Annotated in this window: 17 protein-coding genes; 9 read left to right on the forward strand and 8 right to left on the reverse strand. The window is 42.5% G+C overall.

Annotated features, from left to right (window positions below; all coding sequences use genetic code 11):
* Positions 1-40 precede the first annotated feature (40 nt).
* Together UYK_RS0119245 and UYK_RS0119250 are read left to right on the forward strand one after the other, a co-directional pair.
* Complete coding sequence (locus UYK_RS0119245) at positions 41-3,457, forward strand: acetate and sugar kinases/Hsc70/actin family protein (RefSeq protein WP_026086520.1); 3,417 nt, start codon at positions 41-43, stop codon at positions 3,455-3,457.
* Between the two features lie 123 nt (positions 3,458-3,580).
* Entirely contained in the window at positions 3,581-4,720 is a 1,140-nt protein-coding gene (locus UYK_RS0119250) for a hypothetical protein (RefSeq protein WP_009454158.1), read from the forward strand.
* 31 nt (positions 4,721-4,751) lie between these two features.
* Here the strand turns inward: UYK_RS0119250 and UYK_RS0119255 are convergent, their stop codons facing one another.
* A complete protein-coding gene (locus tag UYK_RS0119255) occupies positions 4,752-5,039 on the reverse strand; it encodes a hypothetical protein (protein ID WP_009454159.1) in 288 nt (95 codons plus the stop codon).
* A gap of 339 nt (positions 5,040-5,378) precedes the next feature.
* Between UYK_RS0119255 and UYK_RS0119260 the strand changes: the two genes are divergently transcribed.
* Positions 5,379-5,573 carry a hypothetical protein gene (locus tag UYK_RS0119260; protein ID WP_016871982.1) on the forward strand — a complete coding sequence of 65 codons (195 nt, stop codon included), beginning with the start codon at positions 5,379-5,381 and terminating at the stop codon, positions 5,571-5,573.
* 245 nt (positions 5,574-5,818) lie between these two features.
* On the opposite strand, the gene UYK_RS0119265 is transcribed toward UYK_RS0119260, so the two are convergent.
* Entirely contained in the window at positions 5,819-7,660 is a 1,842-nt protein-coding gene (locus UYK_RS0119265) for a cyclase family protein (RefSeq protein WP_016871983.1), read from the reverse strand.
* A 358-nt stretch (positions 7,661-8,018) separates the two neighbouring features.
* On the reverse strand, positions 8,019-12,305 hold the full coding sequence (locus UYK_RS0119270; RefSeq protein WP_009454162.1) for a PAS domain S-box protein: 4,287 nt from the start codon (positions 12,303-12,305) through the stop codon (positions 8,019-8,021).
* A gap of 290 nt (positions 12,306-12,595) precedes the next feature.
* Here UYK_RS0119270 and trpD point away from each other — a divergent pair, with 290 nt between their 5' ends.
* Entirely contained in the window at positions 12,596-13,699 is a 1,104-nt protein-coding gene (gene trpD, locus UYK_RS0119275) for an anthranilate phosphoribosyltransferase (RefSeq protein WP_009454163.1), read from the forward strand.
* Here trpD and UYK_RS0119280 read toward each other — a convergent pair.
* Positions 13,629-14,726, reverse strand: a complete 1,098-nt coding sequence (locus UYK_RS0119280; protein ID WP_009454164.1) for a retropepsin-like aspartic protease family protein — start codon at positions 14,724-14,726, stop codon at positions 13,629-13,631. The two genes, trpD and UYK_RS0119280, sit on opposite strands and share 71 nt — an antisense overlap.
* Before the next feature lie 632 nt (positions 14,727-15,358).
* On the opposite strand from UYK_RS0119280, the gene carA reads away from it, so the two are divergent.
* The 5 genes from carA (at position 15,359) to UYK_RS0119305 (ending at position 19,712) form a co-directional block, all read left to right on the forward strand.
* Positions 15,359-16,537 (forward strand): glutamine-hydrolyzing carbamoyl-phosphate synthase small subunit, encoded by a 1,179-nt coding sequence (gene carA / locus UYK_RS0119285; RefSeq protein ID WP_009454165.1) that lies wholly within the window; start codon positions 15,359-15,361, stop codon positions 16,535-16,537.
* A 124-nt stretch (positions 16,538-16,661) separates the two neighbouring features.
* Entirely contained in the window at positions 16,662-17,066 is a 405-nt protein-coding gene (locus tag UYK_RS0119290) for an STAS domain-containing protein (protein WP_009454166.1), read from the forward strand.
* A 556-nt stretch (positions 17,067-17,622) separates the two neighbouring features.
* Positions 17,623-18,105, forward strand: a complete 483-nt coding sequence (locus tag UYK_RS0119295; protein WP_009454167.1) for a Mini-ribonuclease 3 — start codon at positions 17,623-17,625, stop codon at positions 18,103-18,105.
* A 277-nt stretch (positions 18,106-18,382) separates the two neighbouring features.
* Positions 18,383-19,327, forward strand: coding sequence for a 23S rRNA (guanosine(2251)-2'-O)-methyltransferase RlmB (rlmB, locus tag UYK_RS0119300; RefSeq protein ID WP_009454168.1), 945 nt, complete (start codon positions 18,383-18,385; stop codon positions 19,325-19,327).
* An 82-nt stretch (positions 19,328-19,409) separates the two neighbouring features.
* Positions 19,410-19,712 carry a DUF1816 domain-containing protein gene (locus UYK_RS0119305; protein WP_009454169.1) on the forward strand — a complete coding sequence of 101 codons (303 nt, stop codon included), beginning with the start codon at positions 19,410-19,412 and terminating at the stop codon, positions 19,710-19,712.
* A gap of 65 nt (positions 19,713-19,777) precedes the next feature.
* On the opposite strand, the gene UYK_RS0119310 is transcribed toward UYK_RS0119305, so the two are convergent.
* From UYK_RS0119310 to UYK_RS0119325, 4 genes are all read right to left on the reverse strand, one after another.
* Positions 19,778-20,638: an alpha/beta fold hydrolase gene (locus tag UYK_RS0119310; RefSeq protein WP_009454170.1), complete on the reverse strand. Its 861-nt coding sequence runs from the start codon at positions 20,636-20,638 to the stop codon at positions 19,778-19,780.
* A gap of 102 nt (positions 20,639-20,740) precedes the next feature.
* Positions 20,741-21,436: a CAP domain-containing protein gene (locus tag UYK_RS0119315; protein ID WP_009454171.1), complete on the reverse strand. Its 696-nt coding sequence runs from the start codon at positions 21,434-21,436 to the stop codon at positions 20,741-20,743.
* A gap of 368 nt (positions 21,437-21,804) precedes the next feature.
* Positions 21,805-22,527: a CAP domain-containing protein gene (locus UYK_RS0119320; RefSeq protein ID WP_016871984.1), complete on the reverse strand. Its 723-nt coding sequence runs from the start codon at positions 22,525-22,527 to the stop codon at positions 21,805-21,807.
* Positions 22,528-22,899: 372 nt separating this feature from the next.
* Positions 22,900-23,664: a DsbA family protein gene (locus UYK_RS0119325; RefSeq protein ID WP_009454173.1), complete on the reverse strand. Its 765-nt coding sequence runs from the start codon at positions 23,662-23,664 to the stop codon at positions 22,900-22,902.
* Between the last annotated feature and the right edge of the window lie 2 nt (positions 23,665-23,666).

Genomic DNA, 23,666 nt, shown 5'->3' on the forward strand with positions numbered 1-23,666 from the left:
ACGCAGAGGAAAAATGAAACAAAATTTTATATTTGAGAAAATGCCAATCAAAATAGAACTATTTAATCGTTACCAACTACGTACCCATCCCAACGATTCATCTTTATTACTATTACCAGCAATTGAAATTAGACCAGTTCCTAATCCTCATTTTCCTCATATTTTCCGCATTAATATATTTGTTACTGGTATCCCAGAAGACTTAGCAGCAGCGATGCAATCTGCTTATAAAAGTGTAAACTTTGGTACTAACAAGCTATTACAGCTTACTACTCCCCAGCGATTAAGGCAAAGTGATTGTCGCTGGAATGAACCATTACCAACAGGTGTCAATTGTAACTTACAAGTCACGATCGAGTATTTTGAATCCGGGGCGACGGGTGATCCTCTTTTATCTATTAGCAAACACATCAGCGCTGAATGCAATATCTGGACTTATCCCATCAAAGAATATTCAATCAAAAATCCACTCATGTCTTTTACAGATTCAGTCATCAACTCATTTAAAAGTACAACACCCCAAACTTTACTAGATGAGGAAGTAAAGTTAGATGTTGAGACAGTTAAGCAAGTTGAGCAACAACCAGAAATTACTTATCCTGGTTGGTTTGCGATCGATTTTGGCACATCTAATTCCACAGTCACGCTTTACGATCCGAAGGTTATTGTGACACCCCATAGTTTACCTAGTGAACAAGAGGTGAGGTTACGCGATCGCCTATCGACATGGTTAACTCAACGTCCCGTGGATAATATTGCTGGTGTGACTCAGGATGCGTGGGCGCAGGAATGGCAAAGATTTTTAATTGAAGTGAGTAAGAATTTCCAGGGTGAGAGTAATGTCAATTTACGCAATTTAAACGGAGAGCAATTTTTAGAAGCAATTCGCCAAATTGAAATTGCCCTGAGTAAGCGTTTACCTTGGTTTCGTCGGGCTGCTAGTAAACGTTTAAATCAAATTTATCATGAAGTGTTTCGGGTTCCACCTTTGGAATGGCAAAGTTTGATATCGGTAGAGTTAGATAAAGACCGACGTTTGAGTGAAATTGCTAGCGAGTTGGAAGTTGTTGGCTTAGAACCGTTTTTACCAACCAACGATCCGCTAAAAGTCAAAGTTAGTTTGGGTGAACAAGCAAAACAACATCGTCTGGATGCAATTAGACAAGGCGAAGGAATAGATAGCAGGTTTTTGCATTCACCAAAACGCTATTTTGGACAAGAACGTTCTTTTCAAATTACTCTCAATGGTAAAGAAGCTTCCATCCCTGTTAACAAGTTGTTGCAAGCGGCGTATGCGCAATTAATCGAGTTAACAGAAAAATATCGCCAGCGTTCCGGTAAGTGTTCCCAGGGTAAATTTTATCGCACGGTGGTAACTTACCCTACGATCGCTTCACCTTTTGTCCGGCGGGAAATTGAACAGTTGGTAAAACAGCTAGATATCGAAGACGTGCAAATGGCTTATGACGAAGCTGTTTCGGTAGCGATATTTTTCCTGTGGCGAGAATTTGGTGGCGATTTAAATTTAGGAATCGAATCTTTCAAGACTCGCTGTCGCCGGGATGGGGACAAGTGGTGGCAAAATGTCATGGTGTTGGATATTGGCGGTGGTACTACCGACTTAGCCTTAATTCGTCTTTCCCTAGAAGAAATCAACCCCTTTGAACCAGGAGAAGACCGAGGCGACGGCGGACGCTACTATAAACTTACACCGAAGTTACTTGGTTCCTCTGGACATCTGCAACTGGGCGGCGAACTCATAACCCTGCGCCTATTCTTATTGTTAAAAGCAGCGATCGCCGACTGTTTACTGACTGCCATTGTAGACGAAACCCTACCCAGAGACATCTTAAAAGTCCAACCAGAAGAACTAAGCGATCGCTTCCTGCAAAACGGAAAATTCCAACCAGGTTCCCTCTTAGCTTGTGTCGATAACGAAGTCCGCGAAGGCGAAGCCTACAAAGAAGCACTCAACGACGCCGAAAAAGTCCTACCTACCCGGTGGAAAAACGCCCCATCCCGCGCCCAAACATTCTACACCCTTTGGGAACACGCCGAAGCAGCCAAACTCACCTTCGGACAGAAACACCAAACCCTCGATACACCAGTATTTATCCTCGATGGGCAAAAAATCTCCGAACTCCTACTACACAACGATATTACCTTACCTACCAGCACCAGCGATCGCCTCAGCGTCACCCTCACCGTCGAACAATTTGAAAAAGCAGTCGCACCCGTAGTTCGGGAAGCCGTCGGTATCGCCCAAGGATTAATCGAAAACGCCTTTAAAAACCAATCCCTCAACCCTGGTAACTCCCCCGAAACAGTCGATTGGCTCATCCTCTCCGGGAAAACCTGCAACTTAGAAATCGTCGAACGCGAACTCTACCGCGTCTTCAGCAAATCCGACTACTTCCTTTGGAACGAAGAACGCGTCACCTTTGAACCAGAATACACCAAACTCGCCACATCCGCCGGCGCTTGCTTCGCCGAAAAACTCCGCCAACTCAGCTTCTCCCCCCAACAAGCCAAAGACTTACTCAAAAAAGGCGCCAACCAACTATACATAGACGTCAAAAACCTGTTTTACTTTCTTCCCTGTTCCTTCGTCCGCGAAGTCATCGGCGGTAGTCCCGATCCCATCTTCCACGCCGGACAAGAACTATATCAACTGCAAGCCACAGATGCGATCGCCAAATATCGCAGTCGCTGGATGGGGATGCAATTAACCAACAACATCAGGCGTCAAGACTTCGAGAACATGAAACTGCAACTTTGGGGTAGCTACAACGGCGACATCCTGATGAAAAAATTAGGCATGAACGAAGAAGACTTCAAAAACCACATTCAAGTTCAATTTGAAATAAACCAAAAACTAGACATAGATCTATTATTATCCCGAGGCAAACCCCATTATCTCATCCCCGTCAATATACCTTGCCTTGATGCAGCCCAAGCGATCGGTACACAAACAGTAATTTCTGATCAAGGCGAAGTCGTTTGTGACATCGCCGTCAACGTCGCCGAATCAGCCAACGTCTTCAAAACCGATGCTCACACAGTACTCTTTTCCAGCAATCAAAACCAAGACCTACACACCTTCCGCTACAACGAAGCCGACACCCAAATCCAAGGACTAGGCTTAATCGCAGAATTACCCCCTTTCCCCGCCAGTGGTAAACACACATTTTACTTCCAATTTCGTCACCCAGAATCCAACAAATGGGAACTCATCGGTGAACTTCCCCAACCAGAAATTCAATCAGAATATCCTTGTAAATATTACGTTTCCCTCAACAAACAAGGTATCCTGCGCATCCACCCCTTTGAAGTACCATACTGGACATCAACAAACCCCGAATGTCTGAAAATAGAGGGATGTGTTTATCGAGATTCCCTCCAAGCCCAGTCTAACAACGTCGAGACAGAACGCGATCCATTTTGCGGATTGCATTAACTCTACATCTTGGCGTTCTTGGCGCCTTGGCGGTTTATATAAATAACCGCCAAGACGCCAAGACGCCAAGGAAGAAAGAAGAGAGGGATTTTGCGTTAGTTTTGCAGAAATAATGGAGAGAACATGCAGCACCTCAGCAAGTTATTGGAAATAGAGGATTCACAATTAGCTTGGGTACTGCGGTTAGGTTTACATGGACTGCGGACTCAATTACAAGAAGCACTTAAGGAAGCAAAAACAGATTCCGGTCAAAGTTCTTGTCAGGAACTTGTACGCGAATTAGATCAACTTCTGCAACCACAAAAATTAGAGGTTATTACCCCCCCCACTCCCCCCACCTGGGAGGAGGTATTTGAACCAATTCACTTGGAATTATCAGGGGAACAGAAACTGAAACACATTGCTGATGCTTTGTTGGCTGATCAAGAATTGTTGCAACATATTGGTGCATACAAGTTTCACAGCAACAATGATGTTGATTTGTGGAATGAAATTCAACGCTTGCTGCTACGGGTTCCGGAAAAACTTGCTCATACTTGGCGGGAATGTATTTTGGCGGAGGCGAGTCAGTTAGGCGCTTTGGAAGATAAGCTGGCTGTACAACAGTTTGGTTTTAGTCGGAATGAGCATGTTTACTCTGGTTTGCAGGGGAGTGTTTATGCAACTGGATTGTGTCTATCAGATCAGGTCGGTTTTGATCCCCGATTGCAAGTAGAAACAAGGGGCGGGGAGTTAGATTTATTGGCGGGAATTGTATCTGTTTGTTTAAAGTTTATCGATATAGATACGTGTTTACACCATGCTCTAAAAAGTGTAGATCGTTTTGGTGTCAGGTCTTTAAATTCGGAGTCGGAAAAGTCTAAGTATGTTACGGCACTTCTCGACCGATTTCAGCGTGTCCTTATCACTACCGATGCTGACCCAGCGATCGCACTCCGTGCCAGACTAGATTTAGATGAGGCAATTCATTCTTTGGTATATTTGCCACCGTGCGATCGCTTTTCTTGGTGGGGGAAACTCCAACAAGAAGCGCGGCGCACTCTTGATAGTGTGGTGGAAAAAGCGCGTGATGCAGGTTATCAAGTGCAAATACGGCCATTGTGGGGAACCTACGCCGATATCTACACTTGGTCAAAAGACGATTTACAACTAAATATTGGTGGTGTACCAGGAGAAGTTTCCGCCTGTCTACGGGTGTGTGCCAAGATCAACGATGAGGTAATTCCAGGACGTGTTTTGTTCCGTTCTTCTTCGGAGGCGTAAGGTGAAATAATTCACTTGCAACTATACAATTCTAATCTGAATTTTTATCCTGTAAATTTTTCAGATAACTTGTCAATACAACAATACTAAACACACCCAGTATTGTCCCAATGGGAATACTAATTAAATTTAGGGATGCTGCAACCCAGTTGATAGTCTGAGGCTTTGAACGCCAGTAGTTGTAACCAGAAAACAGGTTAGTAATTGCATATAAAGCCATAAATAGCAGCATAAAGATACTAAGAAACACAATCCAAGTGTCACATGATTTACCTACAAAAGGTTCCCGAATGCACATAGAAGAACCATACTTTGCCATAAACGCTCTGACGCAGAAAAATAAGCTAACAAAATTCCTACAAAATAAAAGCTCCAAAATCCACCCCAGATGTAATGTAAAATGCTCAATAATTTCCGATATTTCATAAAATTACCAGCCTCTCATCAAGCTTGAATTTGTTTATAACTCATCTCCAGAAAATATTTAATTAACTTTTACACTGGCTTTTGAAGGCGTTCAAACACAACATACTCATTCCCTAATAATTGTGTTGCTCATCACAATTTAACGTTTGACAACTGTATTAAATTCGACTGATAGCCTCATTCATCTATGCCAGCTTTAAAGGGATGTTTTAATCCTTAAAAAGAAAAACTCATGCCGGTTAAGGTAGAGGTTTTAGTCAAAGTCGGTAATCTCATTGTTAAAGTTCGTGTCTTGGTCAAAGAAGGCGTCGGCGTTCGAGTTAACGTTATAGTCAAAGATAAGTCAAAAATGAATGATCACGTAGAAAAGAAGGACACGGGGGACAAGGGAGACTTTGTAACTAATTTTCCGGGCGATCGCATTTAAGAAAAATATGGAAACGCGAATAATCTTACTTCTTTCACAAAATTATTGATACAAATTCTCTCCCTTGTCTTCCAGTTCGCCAAGTCTATCAGACTTATGGTGAAATGGTATCACTACCCTTGTTACAGTCCTGTTTTGAAATGAATCTTTCTTGGAGTCTTGGAGTCTTTGTGGTGAAAAGGATAACCATTGAACCACCAAGACACTAAGACACGAAGAATTTGATGGTGTTTTCTACGCTGGAACTAAATCAACGCCATCACCCCAGCAGGGGAACCGGAACCATCTCTTAATCTCAAAATTCCAATCACGAGAGTTGCACCCTTGGGTGGTAGTTGATCTAAATTGGTGAGATTTTCCAAGACAATACGCGGTTTTGCTAATACAAGATTGTTGATTGTAAAATTAGTGTCTTGTCCAGAGTCTATGCCGTGAGTATCAATTCCAACTCCGGTAATGTGACGCTCATTCAATAGAAATTCAGCTGCATCGCTGCCAAATCCAGGAAAATGCATGTTTCCTTGAGCATCTTGATTTATGAAGGCAGTGCGATCGCACCATTTTTCTTGCCAACCTGTGTACAATAATACTAAATTTCCAAGGGGAATTTCTCCGTGTTGCTTCTCCCACAACAGAATATCAGCAACAGTGAGGCTATAGTCCGGGTTAATTGCTACTTGCTGTTGTATGTTAATTACCACCGCAGGTAAAACTAGTGATTCTGCGGCGTATTGATCAATGGCAGCACCAGAATTATAAAAACTCTTTGGGGCATTAACATGGGTGGCGCTGTGTTCACCTAAGGAAAAGCGTCGGAGATAATACCCATCTGTTTCTATTTCTGCGACGGTCTCAAACTCTACCGCAGGATCACCCCGCCATTGGGGAATGTTGGTATCTATAACATGACTCAGATGGATGACTCGTGAATAAGTAATTGTTTGTATTTGAGAAGATAAATCACTATTTTCTCCCCGATCTCCCCACCTCCTACTCAACTTCTCCAGTGTCGCCTCCATCACAGCGCTTGTCTGCCCAGTGACGGTAAATACCAGTGCTTCTCTGTAAACGCGCTGTGCAGGATGATGTAAATAATTAGCAGCACCACTAGAAACGGTGACGGCTGCGTGAGCAATGCGTGTTGCTAAATCAATTGCCCAGGCTCGTAGTTGTAGTTTTTGTGACAGCTGGGCGTGGGTATTTTTCTGTAGCTGACGAATGGCAGTGCGACAGTGGTTTAATTCTTGTTGCAAAGCGGTCAAAGCCGCCGCGATCGCAGGCAATGATTTTGTCTGTAGGGCGGATTCGATAATATCTAAACCAGCGAAGGCGCAACCTGTAGCTAAAAAGGTGGCACGAAGGATGTTATTTTTGTCGTTTTCATGAATCCATCCGCCTGGTTTAATGGAAACTACGCGCTCTTGAGGTAGAAAGTAGTTATTTAAGTTGGCTGTGACGGTATTGGTTGATGTCATTGCTGCTAGTTCAGCTGGGGAGGTAAATGTAATCTTGCTTGTTGAGTTTTGGTAGGTGTCTTGAAAAGGAACTACGCCGAAAACAGCACGCCCATCGGGAAGGGTAGCAGCAACAATAAAATCATCAAACATTCCCCAGCCTGTTACCCAAGGTACGATTCCATCTAATTGATACCCTCCTGGAACAAGTTTAGCTATTGTTAGCGGTTCACCTCCCCGCCTTAACTGCGAAAAGCCGACACCAATTAAAAGTTCACCTTTACCTATACGTGGTAAATACTCCTGCTTCAGAACAGAATTACTGCTAGCAACTAGCATTGCAGCAGCGCTTTGGTGTTGAGTTTGCAAAAAAGCTAAAGCACCAGAGTATCTTGCTACCAGTTCTTGAAAATCACTAAAGGTTTCTTCACTGATTTCCTTACCACCCCAATTCTGGGGAACACGTAACGCCAGCAAGCCTAAATCTCTAAGTCCTTGCAGTGCGTGCATCAGCGCATCCGGGTTGCTGTCTATCTCGTTAGCTTTGACTGCAACTGAGTTGAGCAAGTAGGAATGGGCTATTTCTAAAACAGAATGGTTTTCCTTGGGTGACACTTGGCGATCGCAATTCATCAGCTTTCGCTAGCTTAACAAAATTTAGAAGCAGGACAATAAACACCGATCACGGATTCCCAATCTCCAATCCCACAAAAGAATCCCCCCAAATCCTGTAAGTCACAGGTTTTAGAGGGTTCAAATGTTGCAGCAAAAAGTGAATTAGTAATAGGTTAGCAGCCTGTAAGTTAATTTTTGACTAAACTTTAATTAAATTTACGTAAAAAGTTTGTTTTTTTTGCGTACACTATAAGTCATATAGAGAAAAATCTAATACTTAATTTACTGGAAATATTACTATTATTCTATTTAAGTAAACTTTTGTTATTAACTTGGAAATTTAGTTTTGAGCGGAATAGATCACGTTTATCTAAGATTATGACTGCTGTTGAGGAATCGCAACAATAAACTCAGTACCTTGACCAGGTGCTGAAATACACTTAATTTTGCCTTGATGCTTTTCAACAATAATTTTGTAGCTAATTGACAAACCCATACCCGTACCTTTACCTACGGGTTTAGTAGTGAAGAAGGGATCAAATATTTTTTGCCGCACATCTTCAGTCATTCCTATGCCGTTATCGGCTATACAAACTAACACCACATCATCCTTAATTTCGGTGCGGATGCGAATCGTAGGAGTTTGGGATTGTTGATCAGGAAAAAAGGCAGAAATGCTTGTTTGTCCTCCCTGTCCCCTAAGTCGTCCCTCTTCCAAAGCATCGATCGCATTTGCCAACAGATTCATAAACACTTGATTGAGCTGTCCTGGATAACAATCTACCAGTGGTAGGTTGGAGTATTCTTTAATAACCTGAATTTCTGGATGATCCGGTTTTGCTTTCAGGCGATGTTGTAACAATAGCAAAGTACTGTCAATGCCTTCATGGATATCAACCGCTTTCATTTCTGCTTCATCCAAGCGGGAGAAATTACGTAAAGACAGAACAATCTGACGAATGCGATCAGTGCCAATCTTCATTGAAGCCAACAGTTTAGGCAAATCTTGGCAGAGAAACTCTAGATCGATCGCTTCGATTTCCTCTGCTATTTCCGCCACTGGTTGAGGATAGTGTTGTTGGTAAAGTTCCACTAAATGCAGTAAGTCTTGGGCGTAGTTACTAGCGTGTGTAATGTTTCCGTGAATAAAGTTCACTGGGTTATTAATTTCATGAGCAATACCAGCCACCAACTGTCCCAAACTCGACATTTTCTCGGTTTGGACTAACTGTGCTTGGGTTGCTTGCAGTTCCTGTAAAGTTTCTTCTAATTGTTGCGCTTTTTCTTGGGCAGTTTGAGCGGCAATCCGGCTTTGTTTGTAGAGTTCTGCTTGATCAATTGCTATGGCAATTTGATCTGTAACTGCAAGCAATAATTCTACTTCACCATCCAGCCAAGTTCGACAACCAGTAAACTGATTGCACGATAAACCGCCAATTTCACCAGATTGGGTATGGACTGGTAAAATCACTGAGGCTTTAAAGCCCAAACTTAGAAAAAACTGTCGCGATACAGGATCGGATATTGCTTCAACATCATCAAATCTGATAATTGCTTTTTGCAAAACTTTTTGAGCAATTGGCCCTACTTCTTCTGTTGTTGGTCGTAGATCTAGCAAACTTGGTACAGCAGGATTTTTAGCCTCTTGAACATTTTCCCAGTAAGGCGGTTCGGCTTCAGCACGATACCAGCTGAAAACACACATATCAAGTTGTAATAAATTGCGAACTTCTGTAACGGCATTTTCCAGAATTTGATTAATATCCAAAGAAGCCCGAATCTGACTGGCAAGACGATTCAGCAGTGTTTCTTTGGAAGCCAGTTCGCGAAACTGGCGTTCAGATTGCCGCAGTGCGTCTTCTGTACGCTGGCGTTGAAGTTCTGCTGTGGCACGGGCAGCAAAAATACTCAGAATTGCTTTAGCCCGTTCCTCTGCCAGCAGTGGCTTTGTATCAAAGACAGCAATGTGACCGATCGCTACTCCAGAGGTATCGAGAAATGCCGCTCCCAAGTAACTTTCTGCCTGCATGGCCGCTAAGTCTTGGTTGAGAGGAAAAACTTGCTGTAACCCATAGGGATAGTAAGCAATACCCTCTTGAATCGCAATTTCACAAGGAGTATGAGCTAAATCAAACTCAAAATTTTCTTTGAGGTTGTCGTCTATCCAGAATGCCAAAACTCGGGCTTTAGTATATTCTGTACCAATTCTTTCCGCTACCATCGCATAGCGAACCCCTAAGGCTGCTGCTAGATGGCGCACCAGAACCGGAAAAAATTCTTCACCCGTTACAGAAGCAGTCCCAGCAACAAGTGCTTGCAAAGCTGCTTCGGCTTTTTTGCGATCGCTAATCTCGCGGACAATAGCTAAAATTTCATCCTCACCGCTTGGTACTATTCGTGCTTCATAGTCGTGTAGTTCTCCTTCGATTGGCAGCTGGTACTCAAAAATCTGGATGCTGTGTTGAGCAAGAGCTTGTTCGGTGTAGTACATTACTTGCTGCGCCAAACTGGGCGGTAAGAGTTCATGGACAGATTTACCGATGATTTCATTGGCTGGTGCTACTAATTTTGCGTCTTTTGCTGCTACGTAATCTAGATAAGTACCTTTTCTGTCAAAGCGAAAAATTAAATCTGGAATCGCGTTGAGCATGGCCCTATTTCTAGCCTCGCTTTTTTGCAAAGCTTCTTCAGCAAGTTTGCGATCAGTAATATCTGTAAGCATCCCTAAAGTGCCAACATAATGCCCAGCAGCATCATGGATCGGATTAGTAGCAATCATTGTCCACAGTTCGGAACCATCCTTGCGGCGGAATTTCAAATCGTGTTGTTCAGCAATACCATGGCGACGACGTTCTAATTGTTCAGTGGCGATCGCTTGCCCTTGTGCATCCATAAAGGCAAACAAAGGCATTCCGATCATTTCCTCTACTGTGTATCCAAGCATTTGGGCCATTTTCGGATTGACAAAACTCGTCTTACCTTCTGTGTCCAGTATCCATATACCCTCTGCTGCTGTCTCAATTAAGCGGCGATATTGGGCTTCGCTTTCATGTAAGGCTGCTTCAGCACTTTTACGTTCTGTAATATCACGGGCTATACCAATTACGCCGATAATGTTACCTTGAGCATCCCGCCAAGGACTTTTGGTTGATAAAAAAATGCGTATGACTCCGTTATCGGGTATATATTCTTCACTGGTATTAGAAATACCAGTATTGATGATTCTGTTGTCTGCTGCTTGAAGCTCAGCAGCAATATCTGCTGGAAACAAATCTATGTCTTTCTTACCAATGATTTCCTTAATTGGTTTTTTCAAAAAATTTGCAAAACTAGAGTTAACCATCACATGGCGTCCCTCTAAATCTTTGGCAAAAATTAAATCCGAGGTACTGTCAATGACAGAATGTAAAAGACTATAGCTGGCTTGCAAAGCTTTTTCTGCCCGTCTGCGATCGCTAATATCAGTATGGATGCCAATTAAACCGATTATTCGGCCATTCGTGTCTTTGATCGCATCAGCACGGAGGTCGATTTGGATCAATTTACCACTGCGATTTTTCATCGTCAGTACACCATTCCACGACTGACCTGTTTGAATCGTGGTGAAAACCGTAGCCGCTTCTGTCACATTAACATAGACCGCGCTAGCCCCTCCAACGGCTTGCATCTCCTCAACGGTGTACCCGAATAAATCAATAAAAGCTTGGTTGTGATAAATTGGTTTACCTGTGATATCGGTAATCGCGATCGCATCGCTAGTACTTTCGATGGCTTGATTGATGGGGATTAATTCTGCTGTGCGTTCTGCAATGCCAGTTTCTAGCTGTTGTTTGGCTTCTTCCACAGCTAGTTCCCCTAGTTTACGCTCGGTGATGTCTAAGAGTGTACCCATCATCCGGGTTACTTGTCCGGTATGATCCCGTAAAACATCTCCTTTGCCTCTGAGCCAGCGCACACTACCATCTTGCCACACCCGAAAATCAGCATCATAGCTAGTTTTTGAGTGTAAAGTATTCCGAATTGCCCGGCTGACAATTGAGCGATCGCTTTTGTAAACTTGCTTGAGAAAAGCTTTGTAGTTTGTAGGTAAATAATTAGGAGTCCAGCCCAAAATCTGCTCTACTTGCTCAGAGCAACTAACTTGCTTGGTTTTAAAATTCCAATCCCAAACTCCTATTTCGGCTAGCCGCAGTCTGGTTTCACTCTGAGTGAAAGAAAACTTTTTTACTTCTATATCAGTAATATCTACACAATAGCCTATGTAACCAGCAAAGCAGCCATTTGCTGTAAATCGTGAGGTAATTGTATCTAAAATCCAGCGATATTCCCCATCAGCTCGACGTAGACGATACTGTCTGCTAAACTTTTTGTGTCTCTTCAAAGCTGAAATATAATGATACTGACATTGCTGTCTATCTTCAGGATGTACCCCCTCTAACCAACCTACCCCTACTTCCACCGAGTGCGATCGACCAGTAAATTCTAGCCAAGCAGGGTTAAAATAATTACAAACTGCGTCACACCCAGCCATCCAAATCATTACAGGTGCTGTATCTGCCAGTGCGCACAACAGTTCTTCAACTTGTGGCATGGCTGTTACTAACACCCTATATTCTGCGCTTTTGCTGTGAGCAATGTCATCTTGCAGCTTTTCAGGGAACATTTTCACCTGCCTGTAAGGATCACGGATCAGGGATTGGGTCAGGGACTGGGGAATAGATTTTTATGCCTTTGTTGTGGGGTCTAGCTAGTTACTCTACCCTGAAATTTTTGTAATTTATTTAACTCTACGTTTGCCATAGTAAATTTACGGTAATTCTGGTAGTAAGGTAAGGAAATTGGCAGGAAAATAATCTAGGTTTGAACAACCAACCACCAACCACTAACTACTAATTACCTTTTCGAGTTAATTTGATTTATGGCGACTAAATTTTAATTAGATAAAATCTGTATATGAACCATTCTTCGCAGCCTGTACAAGAATCTTCTGCGATTTGGTCTAACCTGCTCCAACAACTACTAGAACGTCAGTCTTTGTCTCGCACTCAAGCAGAAAAATTGATGCAAGGATGGCTAAGTGAGGCTATTCCTCCGGAATTATCGGGAGCTATTTTAGCTGCACTACATTGCAAAGGTGTATCTGCTGAGGAACTAGCAGGTATGGCTGGAGTATTGCAAGCTCAGTCTCTAGGAAGAGGTGGGGACAAGGGGATAAGGGGACAAGGAAGTAATTTTTCTTCGTTATCTCCTCACACTCCCCTGATCGACACCTGCGGTACTGGAGGAGACGGAGCATCAACATTTAATATCTCTACAGCAGTTGCTTTTGTTGCTGCTGCTAGTGGTATACCTGTTGCGAAACATGGTAATCGTTCGGCATCAAGTCGTGTTGGGAGTGCGGATGTATTAGAAGCTTTGGGTATAAATCTTAGCTGTGCTAGTGAGAAGGTAGAAGCAGCACTCAAAGAAGTGGGGATCACTTTTTTGTTTGCTCCTGGTTGGCATCCAGCCCTCAAGGCGGTTGCTTCGTTGCGGCGGAACCTTAAGGTGCGGACTGTATTTAATTTACTCGGACCGTTAGTTAATCCCTTACGTCCCACAGGGCAAGTGATTGGTGTATTTGATCCTCAATTATTAACAACAATTGCTCAAGCCTTACAGCAACTGGGTACACAAAAAGCGATCGTGCTGCACGGACGAGAAAAATTAGATGAAGCAGGTTTGGGCGATGTTACTGACTTGGCTGTGTTGTCAAAAGATGAAGTCACAATCACTACCATTGATCCTGTACAATTCGGTATAAATACTGCTCCCATTACGGCGCTCGTAGGTGGCGATCTCCAAGAGAATGCCGAAATCCTTAAGGCAGTGTTGCAAGGTAAAGGAACACAAGCACAACAGGATGTAGTAGCGCTAAATGCAGCCTTAGCATTGCAAGTGGGTGAAGCAGTACCACTGTTGGATCACGCTCAAGGTGTACAATTGGCTAGGGATATCCTCCAGAGTGGTGCGGCTTGGACGAAGTTGGAACAGTTAGTCCAGTTTCTGAAGGATTGAGTTGCTCAGAGTGGGATGGTGGACGAAATTCTACAACATCACGCTTGATTGTGATCTCGTATTCACCAAAAAAATCGTGTCCCAAAAGCCCTGTTTCTAGTTCTGTGCCAGCGATCGCAACTGGAATTTTGTTGACTGTTACTCCACCAGCTTCAATTGAATTTACGTAACCAATAGGGAATTCTACCGCTTTCGCACTGGCAGTATTTGCTTTGGCTTTCCCAAAAGGTACTATTCCCAGGGCATCTGCCATACCCTGGGTGATAACTGTACCACTTGCTCCTGTATCCAAAATCATTTCAAATTGCTGATTGCCATTAAAAGTAACATCAATAATTGGTGTACCCCCTATTCGTCGTTTGATGGGGGCGACAAACACTACAGATTCATGGCGCTGCTGTGTAGTGGGTGCTGCAAAGACCTGTTGTTTGCTGTTGGTTGGTGGTTGGTAGTTGTTGATTGGTGCTTGTTGGGTTTTTGGTACAATCGCTGGTTTAGTAGAAGGTTGAGGAACCACAAGTACTATTTTAGAAGGTTGTGCTTTAGAAGCTTGTACCTGTGTGACTAATTGTGGTGGTGGCTCCTTGCGAGAGAAAGCTTGCTGTTGGGCGTATTTGATGCGGCGTTGATATTGAATGATGTTATCTTGAGCCCTGGAAAAATAGGAACTTTGTCGATCTACTTGTTTCATCAACGCGATCGCATCTTGATACTGAGTAACTACTAAATTCCAATCTTCTGTTGATTGAGCAGATTGACTAATCGCATCAGCACTAGCTGCTTTATCTAGTCCCAGTTCAAATGTACTGGGTTGAAGTTCAGAAGCTTGATATTGCTGTGGTTGTGGACTTATTGTTGGTAATGGTGTGTTCTCACCAGAAGCGATCGCACTTTTTTGTGTTGCTTTTGGTTGTTGTTGCTCATGATTCACAACAGCCTGTTTGTCTTCACGACAGGCAACAGTAAAAATCGCCAGTGTGGTGGAAAGAAATATTAGCGTAGCCTGGGATAAAAAAGACTGAAGCATAATTGTTTAGAACGCATACCTTCCCCTACACCCACGATATTTGGAATAGTTCCTGTATCCGGCTGGATAAAGTAGACACTACATCTTTAATATAATGCCGTAACCGATAAACATTCGAGAGCATTTTTATCTTTTGCTATTGTAATGCAAGCAGACAAAGCAATTCAAATAAAGTAGTACAGTACTCGACCAAATAAGTTTTGACTCTTTAGTGAGGCGTCAGATCCCCGACTTTTCAAAAAAGTCGGGGATCTGGCTCACCTATCAAAATCAATTTGGTGAACTAGTAGAAAGCAAAAGGAAAAAGGCTGTCAGAAAATTAACCTAAAAATTTTCTCATGGGAACTCTAACGAAAATACAGGTAATAAAGCTATGAATTACAATCCTTAATTATCTGTTAACGTCATATATGAAATAGACAAATCTAAATTTATGGGATAATAATGCTTCGCAGTGGACAGGATAGTAATTAGTGGTTGTTTGTTGGTTGTTGATTGTTGATGGGTAGAGACGCGATGTTCCTCGCGTTTGTACATTGGTAATTAGTGGTTGTTTGTTGGTTGTTATCCCTTGTCTCCCCGATCCCTGATCCCCAATCCCCTATACCTATTTTTTTTGACTTATATAATCTATGGCTCTGTTTGAAGCAATACCTGCCTTACTCGTCCTTGCTGATGGAACCACTTATCGCGGTTGGTCTTTTGGTGCTACAGGCACTGCGATCGGGGAAGTGGTATTTAACACTGGTATGACTGGATATCAAGAAGTCCTGACTGACCCTAGTTATTGTGGTCAGATAGTAGTTTTTACATATCCAGAACTGGGTAACACAGGTGTGAATCCAGAGGATGAAGAATCCGCTCGACCCCAAGTGCGAGGAGCGATCGCACGCAATATTTGTACCCGACCTAGTAACTGGCGCTGTTCGCAATCGTTACCAGACTACCTCAAACAGCACCAAATACCCGGCATTTACGGCATAGATACCCGCGCCTTGACCCGCAAAATTCGGATCTATGGAGCTATGAATGGGGGCATTTCTACAGAAATTCTGGACGAAGCAGAATTGCTAGAACGGGTATTAGCAGCTCCTGTCATGAGTGGATTAAATCTGGTTCGTGAAGTGACTACCCAAACAGCATATGAATGGTCAGAAACTACTGATCCCGCTTGGGAATTTAACCCACAAGCAAAAGCTAATTCTGATGAAACCTTGACTGTTGTGGCCCTAGACTTTGGCATCAAACGCAATATTTTACGCCGCTTAGCAAGTTATGGATGCCGTGTTATCGTTGTTCCAGCCCACACCCCCAAAGAAGAAATTCTCAAATACAATCCAGATGGAATTTTTCTCTCTAATGGCCCTGGTGATCCGGCGGCTGTCACCGAAGGTATTGAGACTGCCAAGGCTTTACTGTCGGCTCAAAAACCCATGTTTGGCATTTGCATGGGACATCAAATTTTAGGTCATGCTTTGGGAGCAGAAACTTATAAACTTAAATTTGGGCATCGTGGCTTGAATCAACCAGCAGGTTTGGAAAAACGGGTGGAAATTACCAGTCAAAACCACAGTTTTGCTATTAACCCAGACACCCTACCCGAAGCTGTTGTAGAAATCAGCCACCTGAACTTAAATGATCGCACTATTGCTGGAGTACGTCACAAGAATCTACCTGTGTTCTCTGTGCAGTACCACCCAGAAGCTTCTCCTGGCCCTCACGACGCTGATTACCTGTTTGAGAATTTTGTACAAGCAATGCGCGCAGCTCGCCAAACACCAAACAGTTCTAATGAGGTAAAAATAAAGTAAAAATGGAGAAAGCGCGAGATTGGGGACTCGTGACAGTGAACATTAACTCAGTGAACAGAGAAAGGAAACTGATCACTGATACCCCATCCCCAATGTAGACAACATCTACCAAAACCATCTATACTTGAGCGTTCGACATAAATATGAGGAGGGAATTATTGCTGAGCCACTGAACCTAACCGTTAGCCTGAGAGGTACTCGTGAAGTCCGGGATAACTGTCAGCTATTCCGCCTCACAGGTTTGTTAGACGCGTTTTCGGAACCGACGTTTCGCAAAGTATTAGGAAGCAAGATTGACGAGGGTCCCAAACACATTATTCTGGATCTCTCGCAAATCGATTTTGTTGATAGCTCCGGCTTGGGTGCTTTGGTACAGTTAGCTAAGCAGGCACAAAATGCTGAAGGTACTTTGCAAATTGTCACTAATGCCCGCGTAACTCAAACAGTCAAGCTTGTCCGTTTGGAGAAGTTTTTAATGTTGCAGACATCAGTCGATGCAGCTTTAGAAAACCTCAAAAACCCTTCTTGATTGCTTGACTGCGCCGATAAAATTAGCTATCCGATGCTTTTATCTGGATAGCTTAATTTTTGTCATAATTTGGCATGACTGCTAACCTTTCACAGTTGACTTTTCGAGAAGACAATCCCAAAAAAACTATGAAGAATGAGATAATGGTGCTTCACAATTTCAAAGTTCATTCTAATCTTAAATAAGGCTGATCTCAAGGGAGAACACTCATCTGCTTACCAAGCTCTTGGTGACTAACAGTTCCCCATAGGGTACAAGTTCCTAAGTTCCATAAGTGGAAGCAATCCAAAATGCGTCTTGAAAAGCTTTGAAGTTCCCTCCGGGACGCTGCGCCTGTACAAACTTTTCGCAAAATCCAAAATCCAAAATCTAATGATGCCCCTAGCGTTAATTAATTGTTTACAATAGTTGACAAAACGTTAGTGACTCACTAACTATAGTTGAATAACAAATTTTCTTCCCGCACAATGCTTGTGACAACTGCAACAAAGCCAACGCTCAGAAAAAATGCATTATTTCCAACCTCCCAAATATAGTCTGCAAGGAATTATCACTTGTGAAATCAAAGGAGGAAAATTTATTGAATGAACAAGGTGAAACTAAAGTGTTAGATTCATCTTGTTGGCAGTTTATGCAGGCAACAATAGAAAATTTGTCTCAGCAGCAAATTGACCAAGCACAACTACAAAAACTTTCTCCTGCTGCCTTAGCATATTTGGGAGATGCAGTGTATGAACTTTATGTTAGGATGTATTATCTGCTGCCGCCGCAGCGAAGCGAAAGTTACCATCGTCTGGTAGTAGCGCAGGTAAGGGCAGAAACGCAGGCGCTACACTTGCGATCGCTTACTCCCCATCTGCGACACAGCGAGTTAGAAATAGTCCGAAGGGGCCGTAACGCCACTACAGGACGTCCCAAACGATTAGATCCCGAAATATATCAACAAGCAAGTAGCTTAGAAACTTTAATCGGCTATCTATATCTTACTGATCAGCCACGCTTAGCTGAACTATTACAAAGGCTGCAATTAGAAAAGTAATGAGAAAATTGTCTCATGACAGGACAATTGCTTATTGTATGTTCGGTAAACTATGGTGGTGAAGTTATGAGTTGAATCCGACTCTGACAGCTTATGGACAACGAAAATACTGTCACTGACAAAGCCTAACAACAAGATACCAAAAACTTAAATATGATTAATTTTTTTAGTAGCTGTGATGACGAATAATTTGTCACCAGAACACATGAAAATAATCTTACTTCCTTGTGCCTTCTATTTATTGGATGCCCGCTCCTACGTATAACATCAAAATCTCATGACAAACAACACAAAAAAAATTATTACTTCTGGTGAAAAGAATCGTGGGCAAACCCTGAAACTTAAGGGCAAGCGAGTCGTTTCTCCTTCTTTTCGTCCTCCGATGAAAAAGGTGGATGGACAAAACCAGCACAAACCAACTCAAGATAGCGATTTGATTTATGGTCGCTATCCAGTCTTGAGTGCCTTGGAAAGTCAGCGCCTGCTGAATCGTATTTGGATTACTTCTCGCCTACGCTATGATCCCCGTTTTCACTCTCTGATTTTACAAGCCAAGGACAATGGCACGATCATTGATGAGGTAGAACCCAAGCGCTTAGATCAAATTACTGAGGGTGGTAATCATCAAGGTGTAGCAGCACAAATTGCTCCCTATGCCTACATCGAATTACACGAGTTGATCGAAAACAGCAAATCTGTAACCAATCCAGTCATTGTTGCTGCTGATGGGATCACTGATCCCCATAACTTAGGAGCAATTATTCGTACAGCAGAAGCGATTGGCGCTCAAGGGTTGATTATCCCCCAACGGCGGGCTTCTGGGATCACTTCTACAGTCATGAAAGTAGCAGCAGGTGCTTTAGAACACTTTCAAGTTGCCAGAGTAGTGAATCTGCACCGTGCTTTGGAAGAATTGAAAGCCGCAGGTTTCTGGATTTACGGTACTGCTTGTGAAGGTAGCGAACCGATCAACACAGTAGATTTCAATGGTGCGATCGTTTTAGTAGTGGGATCTGAAGGAGAAGGTCTAAGTTTGTTGACACAACGTTGTTGTGATGTCTTAGTATCAATTCCTTTACAGGGTAAGACTCCTAGCCTCAATGCCTCCGTTGCTGCGGGGATGGCATTGTATGAAATTTATCGTCAACGCTGGGAAAAAAATACGCTACATTTCGATAAACTACAAAAAACTACTTGGAAAAACAATAGTAACAGAGTATAAAGAAGTAAAAATAAATGTAAAACCACAAAACAGCAGCAAACGTTTACAACCCAATACAACGTTAAAACAACTGGCAAAGACCATGAAAACTATTTGGGAACAATCTAGGGAATTTTTGATTAATACATTTCAGACTTTGGGATTGGCTTGGTGGGTTGAAATTGCAACAGAGAATCCCAAATGTACGTACTACTTTGGTCCATTTCTCAACTCGGCAGAAGCAAAGGCCGCTATTAAAGGGTATGTAGAAGATTTGGAACAAGAAGGGGCCCAAGGAATCATTGTGAATGTAAAACGCTGCAAACCAGATGTCTTGACAATTGCTGAAGACCTGGGGGAACGGATTGACCGCAAAGTACAGCCTGCCTTTAGCGGTCAAATGTAATTACAAGGCTTTTTTTGTTGTTTGCTGGTTGTTGGTAGCTCCAAGCAACTGTCAACCGCCAACTATCAACTAAATCTATTGACTGTTTCTGGATGCCCTTCCAACCAACTATCTATATCACTCAATACCTGATCGGGAATTTCCCATGGGAAAAGGTGAGCAGTGTTTGCATAGCACTGCCACTGGCAATTTTTCAGGTGTCGGGCTGTTTCTATACTAGAGTCGGGTGTGATGTGGTAGTCTTGAGAACCTGCTAGTACTAAAGCAGGACACTGAATTTGTTCAAGGTCAGCGAGGCGATTGTAACCTGCTTTGATTGCCGTGTAGAGAGCCCGAGTTGCAGTCGCTGAAGTTTGTAAATAGGCTGACACAGCATCCCTGGCTATGTAGTTATAGGTAGTAGCAGTATGTTGTTGGATCAGGTAGCGAAATAGCGATCGCTTACCAAATGTCTCAATATTCCACTGCCAACCTGGCTTAATCAAGTTCAAAACAGAGGCAATTCCAGTGTAGAGATTATCCTCCCAAGTTATAGGTGGATGGTTTCCTCTAGGTCTTGCAGCAGTTGCAACCAAAATTAACCCCGTGACACGTTCAGGTCGCCGCAGTGCCAATTCCATCGCTAAAATGCCACCCAGCGACCACCCCAATATCAGACATTTTTGCATCTGAAAACTGTCTATAAGGCTCTCTAAGTCATTTAAATGGTCGCTCATGTCAAAATTGTCATTAAACCGACTTTTGCCATAGCCACGTAGGTCTGGGGCAAAAGTTTTGAAGCGTTTGGAGAGGTGATGGGTGAAAACAGAAAGACTAGAACCAGAACCAGGATGACCGTGTAAACAGAGAATGGGGAAGCCTTCACCTTGAATGTAGACATTGAGAGGTACGGCCGGGGAATTTTGAAAATAAGAGCGATCGCCCATGATTCTTAGCCTTACTTTTGAATGACACAATTACAACCCACAACTAAAATTGTAGTGACTGTCGCTAAATCAGTTGACAAGAGTGATCCCATCTTCATCTTTTCACACTGATTCTATATATCCTCCTGCATAATTAATAACGCACATCTGCCTGTAAGTGGGGTGAATACCAAAAGCGACTCCCGTAACTTTAAAAGCGGGGTTAAAAATATTGTGGCGATGACCGCGATCGCTCACTCCATCATCGATAATTAGCTGCATGACAATATCTTGGGCTGTGTGCGAACCATAACTAATGTTTTCACCAGCAGTACTTTGCCAAGTTCCGTAGCGACTTAGGCGCGTGAAGGGATCGCTACCATCACTCCCATCATGACCTGTTGCACCTGTGGAACCTTGGTCTTTGACGTGATCTCTTGCTGCCAAAGACATACCCTGAGATGACCTCAAAGCACCCACAGGACGAACTGATTTGAGGTAGGCGATCGCTTCATCAACAGCCGCCACACCTTCTTGAGTTTGTAAATAGACATTGTGAGAAATTCGGACTTGATTACCCACAAAGCGACTTTTATACTCTTCGAGTACAGCAACATAACTTTGGGGATCTGTCCTCGCTTTATTCATTTCCACAATTACTTGTTGTTCCAGTGGCGAGAAATAATCTGCCTGTATTTGGGGAGCAGAAGTCGCTACAGGTGTTTCATTAGCCACAGAATAAGGTTGTAACACTTGATTTACAGTACAGCCGGAGATGAGAGAAATAGGAGTAAATATCCAAGATAGCAGCCGATGCATTAATTACCTCAAAACTTGACATGGTATGAATCCTGGTTTTACCCCACCCTAACCCTCCCTAACCCTCCCCTTGTAAAGGGGCTACGGTGTACACACAAGTCTGAAATAGTTTATGAATCCTGGTTTTACCCCACCCTAACCCTCCCCTTGTAAAGGGGAGGGGACTGGATTTGTTGTTTCCCCCCGAATATCGGGGGGATTAAGGGGGGTAAATCCAACTTCTGTGTACACGGTAGTTGTCTTGGATGCAAGAATATTATAAATTTTGAATTGGTGCAAAACCGATTATTTACGGCTAAAAGCCCTTTATTGATGGAAATTTTTTAACCGACTAACTACTAAAAATCAACAATCAATTATCAAAAAAATTAACTAGATTTTTCCTGATACCCACCTGCATAATCTATCACACACATTGTTCGGTATTTGGCATGGCTTCCACAAGCAACCCCTACAACTTTAAAAGCGGGGTTAAAGATGTTTTTGCGATGACCGCGATCGCTGACGCCATCATCAATAATCAACTGCATAACGATCTCTTGAGCAGTGCTTGGGCCATAGCTAATGTTTTCCCCAGCAGTGAGTAGCCATTTGCCATAACGATTCATACGCACGGAGGGATCGCTACCATCACTAGCATAGTGACTAGTTGCACCTTTAGGCCCTTGGTCTTTGACATGATCTCTTGCTGCCAAAGACATACCTTTAGATGCTCTCAAAGCACCCACAGGACGAACTGATTTGAGGTAGGCGATCGCTTCATCAACAGCCGCTACACCTTCTTGAGTCTGCAAATAGAGGCGTTCAGAGATTTTAACTCGCTTGCCTTGAAAGCGTTTTTTATGGTTTTGCAAGATGGGAATGTATGTTTTGGGATTAGTCCTTACCTTGTTCATTTCTGCAATCACCTGCTGTTCTAGAGGTGATAAGTAACTTACCTTTGCTAATAAATTGCGATCGCTTTTTGGGACTACAACAGAAATAGAATTAGGCGTGGACTTTGCTACAGAAGGCTGAGATTCAATCGCATGATAATAGCAACTCGTTATCAAGGTAATAGGTAAAATTACCCAAAGTCTTTTGCGAGGCATTTTTAAACTCACGATTTTTGAAGGTTAATTTGATGAAGTTAAACAAATAGACATAAATAAACCTAGTTTTTCATCTTGTTTATTGTTATGTCTACTAACTTGTCAGCACAGTTATCAATCAGATATTGCCTGTACAAAACTGTTTTAACCTTAATGACAAAAAATCGAAATCAGCAAGTTTGCTTAATAGTAATTTTAAGTAATTATTAAATTAGAAAATGAAATGACGAACCTAGAATATAAATGTAGAGACGTGCCATAGCATGTCTCTAGACCTGATCAAATCTCACTCAAATGTCTTAACTGAACCATATTGATTTGTAATCCTCTTACCTTCTGGCTTATGTGTTCCGCCTTAACAGAAGTTAAAATCTACTTAGCACGCGCTAAAATATCCTCTAAGTCAGATAGCTGTATAGCACCAGAAAAAGTTTCGCTGTTAATAATAAAAGATGGTGTGCCAGAAAGCCCTAATTTTTCAGCTAATTGTAGATCTTGAGCAATTGCAGTATTAGCAATACGTCTATCTGTTTCAAACTTTGCTAAATCTAAATTCAGCTTTTTAGCGATATTTATATATAAAGATTCACCTAATTTATTTTGATTAGTAAATAATGCATCATGATATTCCCAAAACTTGCCCTGTTGTTGTGCTGCCCAAGCTGCTGTTGCCGCTGGCATTGCTTCGGCATGTATTGGAGTTAAGGGAAAATGTTTATAAACAAGCTTGACATCTTTTTGATGCTTAGCTAGCACTTTTTTTAAAGTTTGATGAGCTTCAGCACAGTAGGGACATTGAAAGTCAGAAAACTCTATCAATAGAGTTTTTGATTCCCTTGCTCCAATTGTGGGAGAATCAGCGATTACTGCTTGAGGATTGGTTTTTAAATCCTCTAAAAATGCTTGCCGTTCTTTTTGTACTTTCTGTGCTTGTTGCTGTTGATAAGCCTGAACAGATTCGATAATGACTTCTGGGTGCTGGCGGATAACTTGTAAAATTTGTTCTTCGAGTTGTGGATTAATGCGAGTAGCAGCTTGTGCTGGCAATGACAAAGCAAGAAGCAGTAACGAGCATAATACCAACAAGGTACGGAGATATCGCAGAACTTGCCCAAATGCAGGTAAGAATTTACTCATAA

The organism is Fischerella thermalis PCC 7521 (assembly GCF_000317225.1).
Classification (GTDB): domain Bacteria; phylum Cyanobacteriota; class Cyanobacteriia; order Cyanobacteriales; family Nostocaceae; genus Fischerella; species Fischerella thermalis.